Genomic DNA, 21,942 nt, shown 5'->3' on the forward strand with positions numbered 1-21,942 from the left:
CTTATAATTGCTGGCTCGTTTGAGGTGTCGGGTACTGGGGGCGATCGCGCCCATGTATGTCCGACCAGCGCTGTGCGGCGCACGGAGGGCGCTTGGTGTGGAATTTAGGTCAAAACTGCGGAAATTCCCACGCCCTCCAGTGTACCAAGGTTTCGACCCCGGAAATATGTTGCTGGCGTTAAGAATTGCTACGCACAATTACTTACTGGGCAAACAGGCCAAACAGGGCATGGGCCAAACAGGGCAAACAGGGCATGGGGAATTGGTAGTAAATAACCAATAACTTCGGACAATGCACAAATATCTGCTGGTGTCAAACTGTTCAAACACCAGATAGAAAGTACAAAATGTATAAAGGGACTCCAATTCTTAGAATAACCAGGCAGGACGGGTATAAAATGAGCAATTTAGGTGTTAGTTACCTTTTATGGGCGGCTTGTTTTTTCGGCCCATTCGGACTCCACCGTCTCTACAACGGCAAGATTGCCACGGGTTTGCTGTGGCTGTGTACCTTTGGGTTATTTGGGTTCGGGCAATTGTTTGACTTGCTGCTGCTCCCAAACATGGTGGATGAACACAATGCCAGTCTCAGGGGCAAACTCGGTGTGTCTCCCGAAGGTATAGCGCTATATCCGATCGGCGGGGCGATCGCCTCGACATACCCCAAGCAAACCCCGGAACAGTTAGGGATTAAACTCCTGAAGGCAGCTTACACCAAGAACGGAAGATTGTCTGTCACCCAAGGGGTGATGGCAACCGGCGCTACTTTTGCGGAAGTGGAAGAGGCTTTTATGGCAATGCTCAAAACTGGTTATGTCAGCATCGAGAACGACCCAGTTACTGGCGTTGTGATGTATTACTTTCACGAACTTTAGCTGCTGCGGGTGCGTCAGTAGGGGGATTTTAGGTGTTGTTCCAGAGGCTAATGGCTGACGCACCCTACGGGGATTTTACTGCTGCGGGTGCGTCAGCCGGGGGAATTTTAGGTGTTGTTCCAGAGGCTAATGGCGCCCGGCACCCTACAACTTGATATTGCTTGCCCAAGAGTTGTTGCCGTTGGTCGAGTAAGCGATGCAGACAAAATCGGCTAGAATGTTTGTTTGTCTATACAATCCGAAAGTATTTAGTGTCATGGCAGTTCCTAAGAAGAAAACCTCCAAATCCAAGAAGAATATGCGCAAGGCTACATGGAAGCGCAAAGCTGTAGTGGCAGCTCAGAAAGCTCTGTCCCTGGGCAAATCAGTTCTGACTGGGCGTTCCAACAGCTTCGTGTATCCCGGCAATGAAGCAGAGGAGGAAGAATAAAGCGATTAAAAATTAAAAATTGGCATTTCTGATATTTTGCACCATTCTCGGTTACGAGGCTTTCCTGGCTGTCCCACAACACATATATTTTTTGTGGGGTGGCCACGAAGGGCCCGCCCGTACAGGAAAGGTTGAGAATGGTGCCAGATATAGCAGAAGGTAGAAGGCATTGGGCAGAAGCAATCTACCGCTTATGTTTCAGCAATTAAGAACGTCCTAACCATCGATCGCGATCGCGCTCATTAGTCAATCCTTCTTGGCTGTTGGTAAAATCAGCATGGCATCGCCAAAGGAATAAAAGCGGTACTGATGCTCGATCGCCTCTCGGTACAAATCCAACAGCCGAGGCCTTCCAATCATCGCGCTTAACATCATCATCAAAGTAGAGCGCGGCAAGTGAAAATTGGTGATCATCCCCTCTACAACACGCCACTTGTAGCCCGGATAAATAAACAAATTTGTCTGGCCACAAAAAGGCTGCAAGGAAAAATCGCCACTAGCCGCAGCGGCTCCCTCTAAAGCTCGCACTGCTGTCGTACCCACGGCAAAGATCCGCCCGCCTCTAGCTTGAGTTGCGCGGATTTTTTCGACGGTGGCGGCGGATACTTCCACCCATTCGTTGTGCATTTGGTGAGTCGTCACGTCGGCCACTTCCACGGGGCGAAACGTTCCTACTCCGACGTGCAGGGTGACAAAAGTTTTGTCGATTCCCCGCTGCTCCAAGCGGCTGAACAATTCTTCGGTGAAGTGTAAGCCTGCTGTGGGGGCCGCCACCGCCCCCGGGCGATCGGCATAAACAGTCTGGTACTGTTCTGGCGAAGCTTGGGACTTGTCGATGTATGGCGGCAGGGGTACGTGGCCGTATTCGTCCAAAAAGTTGACCAGAGTGGTATCTGTGGGGATGTCAAACTCCAGCACCCGTCCCCCGGTTGCTTCGTCCCTCTCTATAACTGTCGCAGTCAATCTATGATGCCCTGGCGCGAGTGCCGCCACTTCGGGAACGCAACAGCAAGGGTTTGCGACGGATTCTTCACAGTGTGGCTCAAACTCAATTTTTGCTCCCAACTTTAAGCGTTTCCCCGGTTTAACCAAAGCCAGCCAGCAGTTGTGCTGCCGTTCTTCCATCAACAATATCTCCACAGCCGGGCCGTTGGGCTTGTGCCCGTAGAGCCTCGCTGGCAGCACGCGGGTGTTGTTCAGTACCAGCAAGTCTCCGGGTTCGAGCAAATCCGGTAAATCCCGGAAAATTCGGTGTTGGTGGCTGCTGGGAGAATCTACCACCAGCAACCGAGAACTGTCCCGAGGCACTACGGGATTTTGGGCAATGCGCTCGGGCGGAAGTTCGTAGTCATAACCGTCCAAAGACCAGTCAATCTCTGTCATCGGGTGAATTCCTGTGCGATCGATCTGTCAACTGGGTAACAAATTGGGTAAAAACCCCCATCCAAAGTCGGGTGCTTTTCCCCTTGTGCGGGCGGGCAAGTGCCTGCGAATATAGAGGTGTAGCATCAGCTTTGCTCGAAGGATAGTTATGGAATACCTCTACTACATCGCCAATACTAGCCTCACTCTGAGAGTCGTGGATTACCTACGCACGGCTAGTCATCTTCCTTTGCAATTTATCACTGTTATTCACCAAATTGACGGCTGGGTCGTAAAGGTGAAAATGAGCCAATATTTAACTCCAGAAATGCACGGGGATTTTCGGGCTTTTATGAACGAACTCGGGATTCCTTACGATCCAGAAATTCGGTTGCAAATGGCACTTTGGAGCTTGGAAACCGGGCAATCGCCACTGAGCGTGATGCGCCGATACCAGGTGGCAGTGGTTTGTCACGGCAGCCCTGACCGTAAGGAAATTGAAGCGTTTCGACAGCAATTTGTCAAGGGTCTGGGATATTGCCCAGAAACTCTCGCCTAAACTGCTACACAGATACATTAACTTTTATAGCCCTTCTCAAGGGCGGTGGGTAATCGGTAATGGGTAATTGGTAATCGCTCGCCCTTGACCGAACTCACTTGAGAACTGTTATATGACAGAGGGGGAGAGGGAGATCAGGAGAGACCGGGAGAAGATTTAACGTTTTTCCCATGTCCGTTAAAAATGAAGAGAGAAATGCACCACAGCCTAGGTAAATTAATAATTGAAAATTACCAAGTGGCATTGCTTTTTGATTTTACCGTCTAATTTTTAATTTGGCATTTCTAATTACTAAAAGCCGATCGAATGTATTCTTGCAGGGTGAGCCGGTAATTTCCTGCAAGGGCAGATTGAGAGTTTGTTGCAGTTAATGGTGGCAATATTTCCTTAGTGTTTTGTCGTGAAAGTTCGCACCTGACTAGGGCGACATCAAAGCGACAAGAATTATTTGCTAAATCTGCACGAGTGCTTAAAAATATTTCGGCGGTTTGCCAAAGTTTGGCTTGTTTTGTGGCACTAACAGCCAGCATTCCACCAGCATCCCAATTTCCCTGGCGGCGAGTTTTCACCTCGACAAATGCTAATGTCTGGAATTGGTGATTGGGAAAGCCTCGGTTTTTTGCGCCCTCTTCATCTTTTCCGAGGGCGATGATGTCAATCTCTCCCCAGCGACAGTACCACTGTCGGTGCAGGATTTCCCAGCCTTGCTGCTGCAACCACTCGGCGACTAAGTTTTCTCCCAATGTGCCGATATCCCGAGAGTTTGGGGATTGGGAGGCATTGGAGTCGGTAGGCGCGCGCTTTCTGGTAGAATTCAATTGTGAACTGTCATCGCTGCCCATTAGCTTTAACTTGTATGCTTTCTGGAATTCGCCAACATATTTATACTTTCTTGCTCAGCTTTGTTATTTTAGCAGTAATTGCCGCTGGGGCGATCGCTATCAATCCCGCACCTGCTTTCGCCTTGGATCATGATAAAGAAATCCTAGTTGGCGCTGATTTTACTGGACAAGTTTTAACTGACGACAGTTTCAATAAAGCTAATCTTCGCAACAGCAATTTTACCAACGCAGATGTGCGGGGCGTCAGCTTTTTTGCCGCCAATCTGGAAGAGGCAAATTTAGAAGGCGCTAATTTCACGGGTGCGACTTTGGATTTGGCTCGCATGATGAGAGCAAATTTAACTAATGCTATCCTTGAGGGTGCTTTTGCTTATAATACCAGACTGGAAGGAGCGATCATTGACGGTGCTGATTTTACAGAGACACTGCTGCGAGACGATATGCTGGTAAAACTTTGTAAAGTTGCAAAAGGTACTAATCCGGTGACTGGTAGAGATACTCGCGAAACTCTGTTTTGCGATTACTAAAAGATAGGACGTACGGTTGAAACCGCGTCTATACAAACGATGTCCGCCGGACGCCGACTGAAGGAAATAACGTGATTTTAACCGCCGTGTCTTCAACCCGCACTCCTCGCGTGAGTGTTTGTGTAGACGCGGTTTCAACCGCCGTGTCTTCTAAAATCTTATTAGCCCCAAGGTACGGAAGTTAAATCGTAAAAATTAACTTGACGCAGCCGCTCTAATTCCTCTATCCATTCTTGTTCGGCGCAGAGTTGTTGGTAATGTTCTATAGCAGCATCTGTTTTCTGCCACATATCGAGTGCAATCCGGCGCCGCTTCATGCTGATGATTTGCTCGATACAGGCAATGGCCGATCTAATTACTAGAGGTGCGCGATAAACGTTTCTTTCTGAGAACTCGTTTAAGTGAAATAAATGTGAGATTTGATTGAGTTGAGTGGGATATTCCATGAAGCTATCTTGCAATTTCAATATTAACTCTGAAGGCGCTACTTGTAAAGAGATTTTGTGCAGTATTTCTGCATTTAAAATCAGGTGCCACAAAAATCTGTGATGAGACAAGCTAAACTGCACGTCTCTAGCTTCTATGGCTTCTCTGACTTCTTGGCGGTATTCGGGACAGTGCAAGTAAATCTGCAATAATTGCGCTTCTGCTTCTTCTAAAAGACTGCGGGCTGCTGCTGAAAAGCCGGGTTTTGAGCTTTTGGTTTCGCCGCTGGGCCGCTGTTTTTTGTATTGTTTGTTCGGCTTCAGCTTGTTTCTAATTAACAGAGGCATTGTCAATGCTTCGTCTTGACTCAGCCGCTTTGCCCAATCGCTGACTACTTGATTGAGCAAGTTTTCGGTTAACATTTTTGTGAGTCTAAAATCTCCTTTGCTGAGGATTTCGGCGCACTTTTGCAAATAATGCGCTAGCTGATTGTCGTCAGTGATGTTGGTTAATAATTTAATGATTTTTTTGGTAATTTGCTGGGAAGTGTCTGCTTGCTTCAAATCTTGATTTACGAGCATTTGTTGCAGTTGCCAGTCTAGCCACAATGGAGCATTTTTGAGCAGTTCTCGATACTGTTCTGGGGAGTATGTTTTGAGGTATTCGTCGGCATCTTTGCCGTCGGGAATGTTGAGCACTCGCAGTTGTACTTCTCCTTGATACGCGAGTTTTTCTATTTCTCCAATCGCGCGCTCTGCTGCTTGATTTCCTGCTTTGTCTGCGTCGAAGTTGAGGATAATTTGTTTGGAGTCTGTGTATCGCAATAACTGCCGCACTTGGTTTAAACTCAGGGCTGTGCCGAGGGATGCTACGGCGTTGGAGATGCCGGCTGCTTGAAGTGCGATCGCATCAAAGTACCCCTCTACGACGACTGCGCGATCGGCTTTGCCAATGGCTGTTTTGGCTGTATCTAGGGCATATAAAGTCTTGCCTTTATCGAATAGTTCTGTTTCGGGAGAATTCAGGTATTTCGGTTGTTCGTCGCCGAGAGCTCGGCCGCCGAAACCGATGACTCTGCCTTGGGTATCGCGAATGGGAATCATGATGCGGTTGCGGAAGCGATCGTAATAGCCGCTGCCTCCTGATTTGCGTGGTACAATTAGTCCTGCTTGTTCTACTAATTGCGCGGGATAGTTTTTTTGTTCTACTAAATAACTATACAGTGCTTCCCAACCTTGGGGTGCATAACCTATTTGAAATTGTTGGATAGTTTCTTCGCTGAGTTTGCGCTCTGATTTGAGATATGCTAAGGGTTCTTCTCCTTGGGTTTGTCTCAAGGCGTGTTCGTAAAACTTGGCTGTTAGTGCTGAGATTTCATACAGTTGTTCCCGCAGTGAAATTTGGCGCTGCAATTCTTGTCGCTGTTCTGGTTCGACTGTTTTGACGGGGACTTGATAATTTTTAGCTAGTTCTAATACTACTTCGCTGAAAGACCGTTTCTCTAATTCCATGAGGAATTTAAAGGCGTTTCCGCCTGCACCGCAGCCGAAACAATAGTACATTTGTTTGGCTTGATTGACGGTGAAGCTGGGAGATTTTTCGTCGTGGAAGGGACACAACCCGACGAATTCTTTGCCGCGTTTTTTTAAGATTACTCTACCGGAAATAACGTCTACTATGTCGGCTCTTTGTTTGACTTCTTCGATTGTTTCTGGGTGCAGCCGGGGAAATTGCATAGGACTATTTTAGGGTAATTAAAAGTATAGTAGAAGGAACTTCGGCAACGGATTTTGTAACGGATGTAAGAGGGAAGTTCGGCAACGAATTTTGTAACGGATGTAACGGATGTAAGAGGGAAGTTCGGCAAGGCGAAATGTACGGGATTTAACGGATTTTAACGGATGTCGGGAAGAGGAAAAAAGGGAAAAAGTCAAAGGTTTTAGCAAGTAAGAATGTCCTAATTGTGTTGGAATTTGTTGTATGTTTATTTGGAGATCACACAATTTTAGTAAAGCTAATCGTTGAGTTTTCGGAATTGCAGATGAAAACTGAATAAACCGGGTTTTATAGCATGGCTGATGGCAGAAAACTGGTTTTTTGTGAAAAACCAGGTTTCTGCCTAGGGCATAACTTTATTGTAAGATATTTACACTAACTGTAAGGAGCATCGGAAATAATGCGAATTTTAATGATGGGCGGTACTCGGTTTGTCGGGGTTTATCTTACTAAGATTTTAGCAGCACAAGGGCATGAGGTGGTGTTGTTTAACCGGGGCAATAAGCCTGTGCCGGTTGCGGGGGTGAAACAGATTTTGGGCGATCGCACAAATGTCGATCAATTGCAAGAAAAATTATCGGCGGTTGAGTTTGACGCGGTTTTTGACAACAACGGTCGGGAACTGAGCGATACAAAGCCTTTAGCTGAGATATTTAAGGGGCGGGTGCAGCACTTTGTTTACATGAGCTCTGCGGGGGTTTATTTGAAATCCGATCAAATGCCTCATATTGAAGGGGACGCTACTGATCCCAAAAGCCGACATTTGGGTAAGTGCGACACGGAAAATTATTTGGCTGAGTCCGGTTTGCCTTGGACTTCGATTCGCCCGACTTATATTTATGGGCCTCAAAATTATAATGATTTGGAGGCTTGGTTTTTCGATCGCATTGCGCGCGATCGCCCGATTCCGATTCCGGGTAACGGTATGCACTTTACGCAGTTGGGGCACTGTCAGGATTTGGCGGTGGCGATGGCGGCGGTTTTGGGGAATGAAAGGGCGATCGGGCAAATTTATAACGTTTCGGGCGATCGATTTGTCACCTTTGACGGTTTAGCCCGCGCCTGCATTCAAGCGGCAGGCAAATCCCCTGATGCTATTAAGATTGTACACTACGATCCAAAACAATTTGACTTCGGCCAAAAGAAAGCTTTTCCGATGCGCTTGCAGCACTTTTTTGCCTCAGTGAATAAAGCTGTCACCGAGCTTAACTGGAAGCCGGAATTTGACTTAGTTTCGGGGCTAAAAGATTCATTCCAGAATGATTATCTAATTTCGGGACGGGACGAAACCGAGATAGATTTTTCAGTCGATGACGAGATTTTGAAAGCTGTTTAAAGTAAAATTAAAGTATGGTGTGCAGCGCGCACCATACCAATGTTTAGGGAGAAAAATAACATGAGATTTATCAATCCCAAAATTGATTTTGCCTTCAAGAAAATATTTGGCTCTGCCCAGAGTAACGACATTTTGATTAGTTTCTTGAATGCCATACTCTATGAAGGCAGATCCATCATTGAAAGCTTAGAAATCCTTGACCCTTATCTTGCCCCTCAAATAGCCGGAGTTAAAAACAGCTACTTAGATGTCAAAGCGTTACTTAACGATGGCACATTTGTGATTATCGAAATGCAAGTTTTGAAGGTGCAGGCATTTGGGAAGCGAGTTTTGTACAATGCAGCAAAAACTTATGCACTGCAACTAACAAGGGGAGAATTATACCAGCAATTGCGACCTGTGATTGCTTTGACTATCACAGATTTTGAAATGTTTAGCGGGCATGAAGATGTAATTTCGCATTTTGTCTTCAAAGAAAGAACTCGCCTGTCTGATTATCTACAGAATGACATTGAGTTAGTATTTGTAGAGTTGCCCAAATTTAAGAAAGAATTGGATCAACTAGAAAATATTACGGACAAGTGGATTTACTTTATCAAAACCACTGGCACTTTGGATGAAGTACCTCAAACAATGGCTACAGTTCCGCAAATTCAGAAAGCTTTTGAAATTGCCAACGAAGTTAGTTTGACACAGGATGAATTGAACACGTTACAGCAGCAAGAGTTCTTTGCTCAAGATCAGGAAAGTTCAGTGGCTGTAGGCCGGGAAGAAGGCAGACAAGAAGGCAGACAACAAGGCAGACAAGAAGGCAGACAACAAGGCAGACAAGAAGCACAAATAGAGTTAATTATGATTTCGCTGAATCGCCTTTTAGGTGAACTAAACCCTGATATAGAAAGGCGCATTCAGCAGTTATCGAGCGACCAATTAGAAAATTTAGTAAACGCCGTATGGGGTTTTTCAAACTTGGAAGAGTTGAGTTATTGGTTGGAAGATAATTCTCAATAAGTTGATAACGCACCCTACCAGTTAAATAAAAGTAAGGTGCGTAGTTCACAGACTAGGAAATATTAGGTGAATTTGATGCTTGGAATCACACTCGGCACACGCTACAGCATTATCCGTCACTTGGGAGGCGGCGGATTTGCTCAAACTTATTTAGCTGAAGATAAGCAGCTACCAGGTAATCACCTGTGCGTCGTCAAGCAGCTTAAACCTCAATCAACCGATCCCGAAACTCTACGGGTAGCAAGACGTTTGTTTGATACGGAAGCACAAGTTTTATATAAGTTGGGAAATCACGATCGCATTCCCCAACTTTTTGCTTACTTTGAAGAAAATCAAGAGTTTTATCTTGTTCAAGAATTTATCGAAGGCCACGATTTAAGTCAAGAAATTACGCCCGTGTCTGCTGGAAATGCCGGAGGGATGAAGGAAGATCAAGTTATTACTATTTTGCAGGAACTTCTGGAAATTTTAGATTTTGTACACCAGCAAAATGTAATTCACCGCGATGTCAATCCACGCAATATCCTGCGCCGAGATCGAGATAATAAGTTAGTGTTAATTGACTTCGGCGCAGTCAAAGAAATTACGACTCAAATCACTAATTCTCAGCCCAAGAATAGCTTGAGCGTGAGTATCGGTACTCCCGGTTATATGCCCAGCGAACAAGCTCACGGCAACCCGAAACTCAGCAGTGATATTTATGCCGCAGGTGCGATCGCAATTCAATGCCTCACTGGTATAACTCCGCACCAAATGACCAAAGATCCGAATACAGAGGAAATAATTTGGCAGGAGAAAGCATCGGTCAGTTCGGAATTTGCGAAGATTTTAGATCGGATGGTAAAATACGATTTTAGGCAGCGCTATTCGAGTGCGGGCGAAACCCTAGAAGCTATTAAAGAATTGAAAAATTGTTTCAGCGGTACTGTTCCGGTATTGCCTCCAGTTGCTGCGAAAAATCCGCACAAACCGCGCCGAAAACTGTATTTTAAAATCGGGGCGATCGCCAGTTTGATTGGCATAACTATTATAGCATCAATTTATGGTGTAAATACTTTTAATTCGGCGAATGCAACTGACTTGCATAACCGAGGGATTACTCTTTACAATTTAAGCAAATTTGAAGAAGCTCTAGCTGCCTATGATCGAGCAATAACTCTCCGGCCTGACTACGCGGAAGTTTGGCAGGAAAAAGCTAAAACTTTATATGAATTGAAAAAATATAAGGAGTCACAATCAGCCTATGATAAAGCAATAGAATTAAAGCCGGAATATTTGGAAGCTTGGACGGGACGCGGTTATGCTTTGGATAAGTTGCAACAGTCAAAGGAGGCGATCGCATCTTTTGACAATGCTTTGAAAATCCAGCCAGACTATCCCGCAGCCTGGGAAGGGAGAGGCGATGCTTTGTTAGACTCGCAGCGGTACGAAGAGGCGATCGCCTCCTACGAAAAAGCCGTACAATTTCAGCCTAATTTGTACCTTGCTTGGTACAATCGGGGACAAGCTCACCAAAATCTAAAACAGTACGATCGCGCTGTAGAATCCTATCAAAAAGCAGTTGAAATAAAATTCGATAATTCTGATGCTTGGTACAATTTAGGGAATGTTTTCCTAGAATTGAACAAAAATCAAGAAGCTTTTGAAGCTTACGAAAAAGCCGTGCGGTTTCAGCCAAATTTTTATCAAGGCTGGTACAGTAAAGGTATCGCTTTGCTGAAAATGCGCCGACATGAAGAAGCGGTACAAGCTTACGAAAAAGCTGTAAAATTAAAACCCGATTATTATCAAGCATGGTACAATTTAGGTTGGTCTTACCACGAATTGCGCAAGTACGAACAAGCAATTGAGTGTTACAGCAAAGCCTTAGATTTGAACCCGAAAGAATCTCAAGGGTGGTACAATAGAGGTAATGCTCAGTACAATTTGAAGCGGTACGAAGATGCGATCGCCTCTTACAACGAAGCTGTCTATGTCAAGCCGGACTATTCGGAGGCCTGGTACAGTCGCGGTAACGCCCTTGTAGCGGTGAAAAGATTCGGAGATGCGATCGCCTCCTATGACAAAGCAATTCGCTACAAGCCGGATTACGGAGCCGCAATGGAAGCAAAAAAACGGGCCGAAAGTCAGCCCGGAATCAGCCAGCCGCCGCCCAAACAACTATAAATTGTTAATTCAGAAAACCGGGCGAATGGAATTCGCGTCTATGCAAACAAAACCCTAGAAGAGTAAAAAAACCGGGCGAATAGAATTCGCGTCTATACAAACAAAACCCGCCGACGCGGGTTGAAGATAACCGGGCGAATAGAATTCGCGTCTATACAAACAAAACCCGCCTCCGCGGGTTGAAGAATTGACCGTTAAAATTACGTAATCTTCTTCTGTCCGCGGAGGCGGACATCGTTTGTGTAGGCGCGAATTCCATTCGCCGTCTTATCTCGAACATCGTTTAAATAAATACGGTTGAAACCGCCGTCTGCATCTAGTTTTACCTAACAGCAGGACTAATTACCGTAACACGGCGACTGTCTACCAACATCGCCCAAAAACCTCGATCGCTCAATGCTTTTACCGCCGCAGTAGCAGCGTTTTGATCCGTTGTATAAGCAACGAATAAAAAGGGACGCTGACCGTAGGAAGCTAAGCCTACTTGCGTACCTAATGCTTGCTTGACTTGGCCGGCTAATTCCGGTTGATTGAAGTAATCTACTAACACGGCATAACCGGGGCCGAGGGCTTGGGGATTGAACGCAAGATTGCCAGTCTGGGGATTGGCGATTGGTTCTGAACCGGGTGCTGGCTGAGGGTTGTAGACTGGCAGGTTTTGGGGAAGTGCTGCTGCGGGCGATCGAACTACGTAAGCTTGCAATCCCACAACATCTTTGATGTATTTAACCCAATCGCTAGCGATTTGCGAGTCGCGAAAGCCACCAACTCGCGTTACGGTATCGTTGATATATCGGCAAACTGTATTGTCAGTATTTCCGGGGAAAGACCGTTTTGCTCTTTCTTGCTGTTCCGGTGTTTTTGTGACAATTAACAGTAGATATTCATCGGAATTTGGCGGTTCGCAGCTCGACTCAGCTTTAACAGAATTCGCTAAAAATGTCAAGGTCAAAATGGCGATCGAGGTAGCAGAAAATAGGGGAAGAGAGACAAAATATTTGTACAATTTTCCCCTTGATTTTCCTAGCTTCGCTGTGGAATCTTTGGCTAATTTGTTCATGCTGTCTGTAGGGATGCGAGGGCATCGGGAATAGTTGCTGATGGTGCTTGAAATTCACCTGTCAGTACATATTCTAATCGGAGTTTCAACCAGGTGATGAAGACAGGATCGGTGGAAATAATGGCTGCTGCTGGCTGAGGGCATTTTGCTTTAGTTGCTGCCATTGCCGGTGCTTCTAGGAAAGCTGGTTGTTTGACTAACCAGAAGTCTATTTGTTTTTCTTGTTCGTTGTAGTTACGAATTCTTTCTTTAAACACTTCATCAAGGGCTTCTTCTTCTAGCAAAAAGCGTTGGCTGGCTAAAACGTAGTAGTAGGTTTGCATTTTTTTCGTTTCTTAGGGGTTAGCAGTTAGCGGTTAATGTCGCCTCTACCGGCGATTTTTGCTTGGGTAGGGGCGGTTTGCCGAGTTGCGGCAGTTTGAGAGTTCTAAACTCTTGTGCCGTTTACTTTACCTTATTTGCTGTCATCTTGGTAGATGTAGAGCAAGTTGTGTCTGAAAAATGATTGGTGTGAGGGGTTGCGGGAGTTGAGGCGATTTTTTTTCTGGCGGTTGATTTTGTCTAAAATTTAGGTGACAATAGAAAGCTATATAGAATTGTACGTCGAATAATTGCCAATTATTGAGGCAATCTGGGGCTGTCACACCGGATTGGAAGTGGTTTGCATATGGAAAGTATTGCGATCGGTATTGCTTGGTGTGTCGCTTGGGGCGATCGACGGGAACCTCAATTTGCGATCGGCTATCGCTCGCGCTACCGATCTCCGGTTCCCTCAAGGGCGATCGCCCGTTATGCTCAACTTGTGGTATTTTGTTATTTATACAAATTCCAAGTGTTTTGACTTTCTAGAACCATTTTTTGCCGCATATCCCAAGGTAGTAAAACTTCAACTTTTGAACCCAAAGCTCGCAACCATCTGAGAACATAGTAGTCTGTAATTCGGTACTTGACTTGGTAGTAAATATCGGTGCTAGGACGAGACTGAATTATATCTAAAAGAATCTGTCGATTGTCTGGGTTGGGAGTATATTGTTTGATTAATGTGGCGGCGCGATCGCACTCTATGGCTCTACAGGTATGGTGAATGCTGATTCCTTGCAGGTAGGATTGGGCAAAAGCGCGATCGAACCGCAATACCATCAGCGCAGTTTCCTTATAAAAATCGCAGCCCCAAGCTTCCCTTAACATATTGTTGACTATTTTGGGAGTTGGCAGCTTATTTTCCTGATATTTTTCCTTGAGTAATTGCGGAACCCGAGGATCTTGCCAATCCAAGGATTCTAGACGTTTTGAAATTATGCGATCGAGCCGATATTTATACCAGTTAATTTCATTCCTGGGAGTGCTACCATAGGCACACAAATATTTAGCTCGTTCCATAAAGTAAATACAAACAGGATAAACAACGCACTCCTTAATCTGATTTTGATGAGCGCTGCGATAGGTTAATAACAAAGGAGCGATATTTTGAGAGTCCCAAGTTTCCTGCAATTCGCTCTGAAATTGATCGACAGCATCCTGCATCGGACTAGATTCTGGCACGAGATAATCAACATACAAAAAGACCCGGTGATTATCTTCATCAACTACCTCTTCTGAAAATTGGTCAGCTAATAGTGGCAAACTCGGATCTAGAAAACTAAACATCCCCAAAGTAGCAGCGAGATAAGCCTGTGCTTGCGGAGTCAAATTCTTGTCAGTATTGGGGTTTTCTGTGTGACTGGAAATTGGCGGTAGTTCTTCAACTCGGCGGTAGTTCTTGCTCCTACCAGTCACTCTCGTTAACCGTTTAAGCCAATTTCGACTCACCAATAAATCGAAGTCATTTTGCAGCGACTTCCGCACCTGAGCGAATAACTTTTCTGCCAATATATTATCTAAATCAGAATCAGCAATAGTTATTTCTTTTAAAACAGATTGCCGCCACTCATTTACAGATACATTGTATTTGATGAACCACTGTTGCGTTGTTTGGTTGCAAGCACAATTCTGGTCTGAATTGTTAATAATATCTTCGTGCTTTTCATCTTGGTAATTCTTGCCGAAGAAAGCTTCGCGCCAATCAGCATAGGTAAAGGGATTGTCAAGGGCAATATATCCCTCGTCGCTGTACAGCCAACTTACCAAAACCCACAACCTGATGGCACGGGTGAGATTCTGCATTTGATCGAGAGTTCCGTTGGCGAAATCCACTAGGAGTCTGGGTTTCGGGGGATTGCGAAAGGTTGGGTTCACGGTGGGTTTGGGGATTTGTGTTGTGTTTTTTTAGCGTAATGGCGATCGGAAGGGGGGTATTCCGATAGTATGCGATAATCGGCGTGAAAGTTGAAAAAGACGGACAAACTACCTTTATGAGTACATCTGAGTTCGACAAGTACAAAGTTGACCACTTGTTTCTGCTGGTTGGTGAAAACCCTTTACCGAATTATGTAGCTGCGAGACTTTTGTTAAATCAAGGAGGTACGCCCTACCTGGTATATACGAATGGTACAGAGAAGCCAGCCAAGCGTCTGCAAACAATATTGAATAGCGAACCAATAATTGGTTTAAAGACAGCTCAACTTGTGCCACTCAACGATAGCGAAGCTGATGCCTATCAGATTCAAAAGGCAATTCGCTCTAAGCTAGAAACTATCAAGGATGGAAAGATTGGATTGAATTATACGGGCGGTACAAAGGCGATGGCTGTACACGCTTACAGAGCAGTTTTTAGCAAAGAGCGCCCTGAAACTGTATTTAGCTATCTTGACCCCCGTAGATTGGAGATGTGTATCGATCGAGAAAATGGCGATCGCATTCGCATCAAAGTGAAACCAGAGACGTTGCAAGTTAAACTTGTAAAACTTTTCCAAATACATGGATGGACATGGCAAGAGAAATCTGAGCCTATTGACAAGCCAGAATTACCTGAAGGTGCAACAGCTTTTGCTGAGTTTCATAATAACGGTGATTTAGTGAAGTTATGGCGTAACTGGTGTAATGAAGTTTTGCGGAAAGCAGCCAGAGATGAAAACAATAAAAACAAATGGAAAAAAGAAAATCAACTTAAAGAGCTTCCTTCTTTGAGCTTAGATAATCTCAAGTCACATGAAAAAATCGTGAGTGCTTTGACTCATGTAGGAGTTGTGGGTAAGGAGTTATCACTTCAGACTTTCAAAGAGCAAGGACTCAAAAGCCTAGAATCTACCTGTAAGTGGTTGGATGGCGAATGGTTAGAACATCACGTTTTACAGCAAGTGCAAAAGATTCCAACCAATTTAGATATTTACGATAGTGCTACTTCATTTTGGATTAGAAATCCCATCGATCCCAAAAATACTAAGTTCCAGTTTGATGTTGCCTTCATGCGAGGATATCAACTATTTGCCATCTCTTGTACAACTATCGACCGTAAATCGGATTGTAAATCTAAGCTTTTTGAAGCATACATCAGAGCGCGACAACTAGGTGGAGACGAAGCGCGAGTGGCTCTAGTTTGTTGTGCTAATGAGACCGATGTCAATGCTCTGGAAACAGAAATCACAAATGTTTTCAATCCTTCTCCAGAAAGTGGTATAAAAAACCACAAACTTGCTGTATTTGGACGTGATGACTTAATAGATTTATCGAGCAGGATTGAAGACTGGATCAAACAAAACGATAAGGATGCCAGATGAGAAATTTTACTGTCACTGTACTAGACACAACAGGAATTCAACCCTACATTTTCGGTAGTAACCGCCTGCGCGAAAATATTGGTGCATCGTATCTCGTATCTCAAGCAACTGACAACTGGGCGAGAGAAGCTTTAAATAAACTGAAAGCAGAGATAAAGCAAGAAGTTTATGCCTTTAACCCTGAAAAGCATCAATCGGAGGCAAAACCACGCATCGAAGATGATGGACTAGCTGCTGAATTAGTTTATGCAGGTGGTGGCAATACAGTCTTGCTGTTTTCAGATCAGAAATATGCCGTGCAATTTACTCAAATTTTGAGTAGACGAATCTTAGAAGAAGCACCAGGAATCAATCTTGTCGCCGTTCATCAAGAGTTTGATTGGGATAATCAATCTCTGTATGAAGTAGTTCGACACTTGATGAAAAATGACTTGGATGCTAAAAAACGAAGCAGGATACCTTCTGCACCGCTGCTCGGTTTAGGTGTGACAGCAACTTGTCGCTCAACTCAGTTAGTCGCTGTAGGGATGAGCGAGAAGTTTAAGGATGATGAATCTTATCTTATTTCGACAGAAATTGAAGCTAAACTCAACGTTGTTTGTAAAGCTAACGACAACCTACAAAAAATGTTTGCAACTTCTTTAGGTTCGTATCAATTCCCTCTAAGAACAGACGAGATGGGTCGTTCTAAGGGAGATTCTAGCTATGTTGCTGTCATTCATGCTGATGGCAATGCTATGGGTAAACGGTTTCAAAAATTTGGTGAGGGAAAATGCAATCGAGACTATATAATTGATATGCGTGAACTATCCCACAGCGTCAATCAGGCTGGTATTAATGCGCTCAAAAAATCTGTAGAGATACTGGTTAAATCAATTGAGGTAGATGCCGATGGAAAAAGAAAAGTCAAGGGTCAGTTTGAGATCAAAGATAATTACTTACCCTTCCGTCCTCTAGTCTATGGTGGTGATGACATTACCTTTGTTTGTGATGGAAGATTGGGATTAGAACTCGCCGCCATTTTTCTGCAAGAATTTGAGAAACAGCCAATTGCAAATGGTGAGCCGATTAAAGCTTGTGCCGGAATTTGTGTTGTCAAAACTCATTATCCCTTTGCGCGCGCTTATCAACTGAGCGAAGATTTGTGTCGAAAAGCTAAAAAGTTTGTTAAAGATGAAAAGAAAGGAGATTTTTCAGCTTTAGATTGGCATTTGGCAGCCAGTGGCTTAAGCGGGTCAATTTCTGATATTCGTCAGCGCGAGTATCAAGTACCAGCAGGTAGTTTATCTATGCGCCCTGTAAGCTTGAGAAAAGAACAAGATAGTGACTGGCGTACTTGGGAAGGCTTCACAAAGGTAGTCAAACACTTCAATGAGGATGAGGAATGGAAAGGTCGTCATAATAAGGTGATTGCTTTAAGAGATGTACTGCGTCAAGGGAGTGAGGCAACTCAGAAATTTATCAAAAATTACAGAATCAAGGATGAACAACTGCCAACTTTCCCGGAATGTAGCGGTCAAAGTGTAACATTAGCTCAAGAGGGTTGGCTGCCTCCTGGAATTTGTGGCTATTTTGATGCAATTGAAGCAATGGAATTTTATATCTCATTGAGGGAAGAATGCAATGCCGATTTATCAACTGAAAATAAAAATGCTGAGTGATACTACCTTTGGACGGGGGGATGGAGTCGCAGGTTTAATCGACCAAGAAGTCGAACACGATCCCTATGGTTTTCCCTACTTGCGGGGACGTACTATTAAAGGATTGCTGAGTGAAGAATGTGATAACTTAATTGATGTTTTATCTAATCATCAAGATTGGGGAAAAGTTTCTTGTAAACTATTCGGGACGCTTGGTAGCACTCTCGGAACAATGGGTGCGGTTCACGTAGGTGATGCTTGTTTGCCTGAAGACTTACGTCAAGCTGTTGCTTTTCAGATTGAGGCCGGAACTTTAACAAAAACAGAGGTACTTGATTCCCTAACTACTATTCGTCGTCAAACTTCAATAGACGCACTATCTGGTACACCAGATGAAGGTAGTTTGCGTTCATTTCGTGTAATCTTGCGTGAACTTTGTTTCACGGCTGATTTGATTTTCGAGAAGATACCAAGTGATGAAATGCTGTCACTCTTAGCCGTTAGTTCTTTGGCACTCCGACGCTTGGGTAGCGGACGGAATCGAGGTCGCGGTCGCGTTCGATGTACGCTACACGATGCAGAAAATAATGATATTACCCATCAATATGCGAACCATTTTGGAACAGAAATTAAGGAGAAAGCTGCATGAAAGCTATTACTTTGTCATTGGAAACTCAGCAACCAGTTCTTGCTACTTCATTTCAAGGCGATCCCAACAGCGATGTTTCCTATTCTTACATTCCTGGTAGCATGATTCGCGGTGCAATTATTGGGCGTTATATGAGGCAGCATAATTTGTCAGAACTGGATTTAACCAGTAAAGATGTAAAGCGACTTTTCTTTGATGCCAATAGTACCCGCTACTTAAATGCTTATCTTTTGAGTCAGGAAAAGCAACGCACTTTGCCTGTACCTAAGTCTTGGTTCAAGGATAAGGATGATGAAGTTAAGGAGGATTCGTCTATAACTGTCTATGATTTCAGTATTGATAGAGGAGACAATCCAGAAACTCCGAAGTCTGTTGGTGAATACTTTTGGACAAATAAAGGTGGAGTAGTTAACTTATACAAAGACAAGCGGCGGATTAATATTCATAATTTTCGCGATCGCCAAAAAGGACGTTCTACAGACAATCAAGGTGAACTTTTCCGCTACGATGCCCTAGATGCGGGACAAAAATTTCAATCAATCATCCTCTGCGAAGATGGAGACGCAACAGCAATTCATATGTTATTAGTTACCGAACCCAACATTTGGTTAGGCGGTTCTCAAAGTGCTGGATACGGACATACCAAGATTATCGACTTAGAAATCCTTAATGATTGGGATGAAGTAGGAATTCCAGCAAAAGACCGTGAAAGTGATGAAATGTTAAGCATTACACTTTTAAGTGATACGCTTTTAAGAAATGAATACGGTCAGCCTGTTGCAGATTCAATGTTAATTAAACAGGCTGTCGAGGAAGTATTAAATATCTCAGATATTTCATTACTCAAACCTAGCAATATTTTTGCTAGTAGCACTTTGATTGGTGGCTTTAACCGTAAATGGGGATTGCCTTTACCTCAAGTACCAGCATTGGCAGCGGGAACTGCGATTGTTTTTGAAGGTATTGATATTATTGATGAATCACAAATCAAACAACTTGAAACTTATGGAATTGGAGAGAGAAGAGAAGATGGTTTTGGACGAGTTGCTGTTAATTGGTTAAAAAAAGAAGAGTTTTCAGTCAGTTTACCTAAGTCATCTAGTACCTCTAGCTTACCTCCCTTAAAAAAATCCGGTTCACATCTTTTGGCAGAACAAATGGCACAAAGATTGTTAGAACAAAAGCTAGAACAATTTCTTCAAAAACAGGTTGGATATTTAAGCTTGGCTGAGGGCATCAGTAACAGCCAACTGTCACGACTACAATCTGTTGCACGACAAGCACTTCCCAGTGGCGATTGTAATTTAGTTATTTCGCTGCTCAACAATTTACCATCGAATGCCAGGAATCAATTTGAACGCACAAAAATTGGTAATAAATCGTTCAGGCAACAGCTTGACGAGTGGTTAGGGAATCCGACAGATTGGATTAATGGCGTAAAAGAAGTAAAAATTGCTGGTATTGAGCGCAAGTTTGATGACGATCGCGCTAGAGAGGATAAGCTAGCCCAAAAGTACACGCTGCGGCTGATTATGGCGGTAGCGAAGAAGGCAACTAAGGAGAAAAACTGATGAGTCAAGAACGCCGAAACCGCTGTCAGCGCCCGATCGCCCAACGCATCATTGTCCGGGGTACGTTAACCTTAGATACTCCTACTTGTTTGGGAAGTGGTGACGCAGACAGTCCAACGGATATCGCATTGCTGAGAGATAGCGTGAGCGACTGTGCGCTTTTAACTGGTGCATCGATTGCAGGTGCTCTGCGGAATTACTTGCGGGAGTACCAACACGGATATGGGGTAGAGGAGCAAAATGGCGATCGGGCTACTCGCTTATTTGGTGGTACTCGTCGCGATCCAGATGGCGAACAAAGTCCATTAATTATCAATGATGCGATCGGCAGCACTATTCCCATTGTAGAATTAAGAGATGGCGTAGAAATTGAATCTATAACTGGCACAGCCAAACCAGGCCAAAAATATGACTTGGAACTGTTAGCGGCAGGAACAGAATTTCCGCTGTACTTTGAATTGCTGATAGAAAAAAATAAAAATCAGACAGAACAGCAAACGTTAATTAATGATTTAGCATTGGCTTTACGAGGTTTAGAGCAGCATGAAATCGGGATTGGCATGAAAAAGCGGCGCGGTTTTGGTCGCTGTCATGTCGAAGAGTGGCAGGTTTGGAGCTTTAACTTGGAACATTCGGGCGATCGCACTTCCTGGTTAAATTTTGAACATTGGCAACCAGGTTTATTGCCAAATTACCCAACTTATCCATTTAAAGAAGCCTTTGAGAAAGTTGGAATTCAGCTAGATGTAAGTGGAGAAGATAAGCGCGATCGCTTCACCATCCACGCCGAATTCAAATTAGTCGGTTCTCTGCTCATCCGTTCCGGTCAAGACTCAACTGGGCGCGCTCCCGATGTTGTACACTTGAAATCTCATCGTAATAATGAATTAAAACCAGTCTTATCAGGCACAAGTTTAGCAGGAGTCTTGCGTCATCGAGCCGAACGAATTGTGAATACTCTGGAAAAACCGATAACAATTATAGATGAAATGTTTGGGACAGACTTCAGCAAAGACAAGACAAAACAAGCTAAGGCAAGTCGTTTAGTCGTTCACGAGAAAGTCATTGAAAAGGCGGATGACTTAGTACAAACTCGAATTGCGATCGATCGTTTTACCGGAGGTGCATATCACGGTGCATTATTTGACGAACAACCTATCTTTGGTGGCGATGTCACTCTTGAACTAGAGTTACGCAAGCCTGAAGAGTCTGAAATAGGATTGCTGTTACTCTTGCTAAAAGATTTGTGGACAAGCGATTTACCTGTAGGAGGTGAAAGCAGTATTGGTAGAGGAAGATTGCAGGGAAAAAATGCAACATTGACTTGGCATAAATGGGATAAAAAGAAGGAGTTACAGCAGAAAGAAATATGGAGTATCGCTCAAAAAAGTGATAAAGAACCTCTTGATGTGAGCAACCCTGACAGATTACAAGAATTTGTTAATAAATTAGTTAAGGAGGTAAAAAACAATGAATAAACCTGATTGCCAATCCATTGAAGATGCTCAAGATATTATCGATACGCCCTCTTTGTACAATTGGTTACAACTTAAGGCAAAACAGTATCAATTACAATACTTATTAGCTCATGCTGATGATGGCGTAATTTGGGGTGAACTTAGAGGCAATGACAAGAAGTTGGTGACATCAGGAGATGATGATGTATTTCCAAAATTAGCTAAGTTCCGTCTTTGCACCCTCCAACAAAGTCGAATCTTTGGTAAAAAAGCTGAGGTTATGCTTTGGAAAGTGGGTCAAAACTGGAAAGCACGTTTAATTAAGGATGAATATCTATCAAAAGAGGATTATATTTGTGAAAAACAAATTCTCTGGGGAACCCAACGAGAAGGAGAGTCTAAACAGGAGTTTACTTTAGTTTCAGATGGTTCTCAAGGTCTAAAATACGCTGTGCCTTTAATCAATATTCCATTTAGCCAAGACAAAAAAAATCTATATCATCCGATTCGTTTACTCGTACATCACTATATCGACTATGATGATAGTGGAGTCGCGAGAGTTTATCTAAGTCGGCTGGTTGATTTACGAGGAACCTAAT

The 21,942-nt window shown here is 43.9% G+C and carries 20 protein-coding genes; 14 read left to right on the plus strand and 6 right to left on the minus strand.

Annotated features, from left to right (window positions below; translation table 11 throughout):
- Nucleotides 1–398 precede the first annotated feature (398 nt).
- Together QUB68_RS06160 and rpmF are read left to right on the plus strand one after the other, a co-directional pair.
- A complete protein-coding gene (locus QUB68_RS06160; RefSeq protein WP_332990392.1) occupies nucleotides 399–875 on the plus strand; it encodes a TM2 domain-containing protein in 477 nt (158 codons plus the stop codon).
- A 256-nt stretch (nucleotides 876–1,131) separates the two neighbouring features.
- Nucleotides 1,132–1,305, plus strand: coding sequence for a 50S ribosomal protein L32 (gene rpmF / locus QUB68_RS06165; protein ID WP_332991148.1), 174 nt, complete (start codon nucleotides 1,132–1,134; stop codon nucleotides 1,303–1,305).
- Nucleotides 1,306–1,551: 246 nt separating this feature from the next.
- Here the strand turns inward: rpmF and queA are convergent, their stop codons facing one another.
- Nucleotides 1,552–2,688, minus strand: coding sequence for a tRNA preQ1(34) S-adenosylmethionine ribosyltransferase-isomerase QueA (gene queA / locus QUB68_RS06170; RefSeq protein WP_332990394.1), 1,137 nt, complete (start codon nucleotides 2,686–2,688; stop codon nucleotides 1,552–1,554).
- A 148-nt stretch (nucleotides 2,689–2,836) separates the two neighbouring features.
- Between queA and QUB68_RS06175 the strand changes: the two genes are divergently transcribed.
- Complete coding sequence (locus QUB68_RS06175) at nucleotides 2,837–3,226, plus strand: hypothetical protein (protein ID WP_332990396.1); 390 nt, start codon at nucleotides 2,837–2,839, stop codon at nucleotides 3,224–3,226.
- A gap of 284 nt (nucleotides 3,227–3,510) precedes the next feature.
- On the opposite strand, the gene QUB68_RS06180 is transcribed toward QUB68_RS06175, so the two are convergent.
- Nucleotides 3,511–4,068: a YraN family protein gene (locus QUB68_RS06180; protein ID WP_332990398.1), complete on the minus strand. Its 558-nt coding sequence runs from the start codon at nucleotides 4,066–4,068 to the stop codon at nucleotides 3,511–3,513.
- A 14-nt stretch (nucleotides 4,069–4,082) separates the two neighbouring features.
- Here QUB68_RS06180 and QUB68_RS06185 point away from each other — a divergent pair, with 14 nt between their 5' ends.
- Nucleotides 4,083–4,595, plus strand: coding sequence for a pentapeptide repeat-containing protein (locus tag QUB68_RS06185; protein ID WP_332990400.1), 513 nt, complete (start codon nucleotides 4,083–4,085; stop codon nucleotides 4,593–4,595).
- Between the two features lie 161 nt (nucleotides 4,596–4,756).
- Here the strand turns inward: QUB68_RS06185 and dnaG are convergent, their stop codons facing one another.
- A complete protein-coding gene (gene dnaG / locus QUB68_RS06190) occupies nucleotides 4,757–6,757 on the minus strand; it encodes a DNA primase (RefSeq protein ID WP_332990402.1) in 2,001 nt (666 codons plus the stop codon).
- 440 nt (nucleotides 6,758–7,197) lie between these two features.
- Between dnaG and QUB68_RS06195 the strand changes: the two genes are divergently transcribed.
- The 3 genes from QUB68_RS06195 to QUB68_RS06205 all read left to right on the plus strand — a co-directional run bounded on the left by QUB68_RS06195 (nucleotide 7,198) and on the right by QUB68_RS06205 (nucleotide 11,310).
- Nucleotides 7,198–8,133, plus strand: a complete 936-nt coding sequence (locus QUB68_RS06195) for an NAD-dependent epimerase/dehydratase family protein (RefSeq protein WP_332990404.1) — start codon at nucleotides 7,198–7,200, stop codon at nucleotides 8,131–8,133.
- A gap of 60 nt (nucleotides 8,134–8,193) precedes the next feature.
- On the plus strand, nucleotides 8,194–9,144 hold the full coding sequence (locus tag QUB68_RS06200; RefSeq protein ID WP_332990406.1) for an Rpn family recombination-promoting nuclease/putative transposase: 951 nt from the start codon (nucleotides 8,194–8,196) through the stop codon (nucleotides 9,142–9,144).
- Nucleotides 9,145–9,219: 75 nt separating this feature from the next.
- On the plus strand, nucleotides 9,220–11,310 hold the full coding sequence (locus tag QUB68_RS06205; protein WP_332990408.1) for a tetratricopeptide repeat protein: 2,091 nt from the start codon (nucleotides 9,220–9,222) through the stop codon (nucleotides 11,308–11,310).
- A gap of 322 nt (nucleotides 11,311–11,632) precedes the next feature.
- On the opposite strand, the gene QUB68_RS06210 is transcribed toward QUB68_RS06205, so the two are convergent.
- Both QUB68_RS06210 and QUB68_RS06215 read right to left on the minus strand, forming a co-directional pair.
- Nucleotides 11,633–12,370 carry a hypothetical protein gene (locus QUB68_RS06210; protein WP_332990410.1) on the minus strand — a complete coding sequence of 246 codons (738 nt, stop codon included), beginning with the start codon at nucleotides 12,368–12,370 and terminating at the stop codon, nucleotides 11,633–11,635.
- Nucleotides 12,367–12,693 carry an MgPME-cyclase complex family protein gene (locus tag QUB68_RS06215; protein WP_332990412.1) on the minus strand — a complete coding sequence of 109 codons (327 nt, stop codon included), beginning with the start codon at nucleotides 12,691–12,693 and terminating at the stop codon, nucleotides 12,367–12,369. Before QUB68_RS06215 ends, QUB68_RS06210 begins: the two co-directional genes overlap by 4 nt.
- Nucleotides 12,694–13,037: 344 nt before the next feature.
- Here QUB68_RS06215 and QUB68_RS06220 point away from each other — a divergent pair, with 344 nt between their 5' ends.
- Nucleotides 13,038–13,211: a hypothetical protein gene (locus QUB68_RS06220; RefSeq protein WP_332990414.1), complete on the plus strand. Its 174-nt coding sequence runs from the start codon at nucleotides 13,038–13,040 to the stop codon at nucleotides 13,209–13,211.
- Here QUB68_RS06220 and QUB68_RS06225 read toward each other — a convergent pair.
- Nucleotides 13,184–14,605 (minus strand): TIGR03985 family CRISPR-associated protein, encoded by a 1,422-nt coding sequence (locus tag QUB68_RS06225; protein ID WP_332990416.1) that lies wholly within the window; start codon nucleotides 14,603–14,605, stop codon nucleotides 13,184–13,186. The two genes, QUB68_RS06220 and QUB68_RS06225, sit on opposite strands and share 28 nt — an antisense overlap.
- Nucleotides 14,606–14,688: 83 nt before the next feature.
- On the opposite strand from QUB68_RS06225, the gene QUB68_RS06230 reads away from it, so the two are divergent.
- Genes QUB68_RS06230 through csx19 form a run of 6 tightly spaced genes read left to right on the plus strand, consistent with a single transcriptional unit; the run spans nucleotide 14,689 to nucleotide 21,941 of the window.
- Entirely contained in the window at nucleotides 14,689–16,026 is a 1,338-nt protein-coding gene (locus tag QUB68_RS06230) for a Card1-like endonuclease domain-containing protein (protein ID WP_332990418.1), read from the plus strand.
- Nucleotides 16,023–17,687, plus strand: a complete 1,665-nt coding sequence (locus tag QUB68_RS06235; protein ID WP_332990420.1) for a Cas10/Cmr2 second palm domain-containing protein — start codon at nucleotides 16,023–16,025, stop codon at nucleotides 17,685–17,687. The genes QUB68_RS06230 and QUB68_RS06235 overlap by 4 nt, the downstream gene beginning before the upstream one ends.
- Entirely contained in the window at nucleotides 17,677–18,315 is a 639-nt protein-coding gene (locus QUB68_RS06240) for an RAMP superfamily CRISPR-associated protein (RefSeq protein ID WP_332990422.1), read from the plus strand. Before QUB68_RS06235 ends, QUB68_RS06240 begins: the two co-directional genes overlap by 11 nt.
- Entirely contained in the window at nucleotides 18,312–19,886 is a 1,575-nt protein-coding gene (locus tag QUB68_RS06245) for a hypothetical protein (protein WP_332990424.1), read from the plus strand. The genes QUB68_RS06240 and QUB68_RS06245 overlap by 4 nt, the downstream gene beginning before the upstream one ends.
- Entirely contained in the window at nucleotides 19,886–21,364 is a 1,479-nt protein-coding gene (locus tag QUB68_RS06250) for an RAMP superfamily CRISPR-associated protein (RefSeq protein ID WP_332990426.1), read from the plus strand. The genes QUB68_RS06245 and QUB68_RS06250 overlap by 1 nt, the downstream gene beginning before the upstream one ends.
- On the plus strand, nucleotides 21,357–21,941 hold the full coding sequence (gene csx19 / locus QUB68_RS06255; protein WP_332990428.1) for a type III-D CRISPR-associated protein Csx19: 585 nt from the start codon (nucleotides 21,357–21,359) through the stop codon (nucleotides 21,939–21,941). Before QUB68_RS06250 ends, csx19 begins: the two co-directional genes overlap by 8 nt.
- Nucleotide 21,942 lies beyond the last annotated feature (1 nt).

Origin of the sequence: Microcoleus sp. A006_D1, assembly GCF_036702805.1 — a bacterium.
In the GTDB taxonomy this organism is placed as follows: Bacteria; Cyanobacteriota; Cyanobacteriia; order Cyanobacteriales; family Microcoleaceae; genus Microcoleus.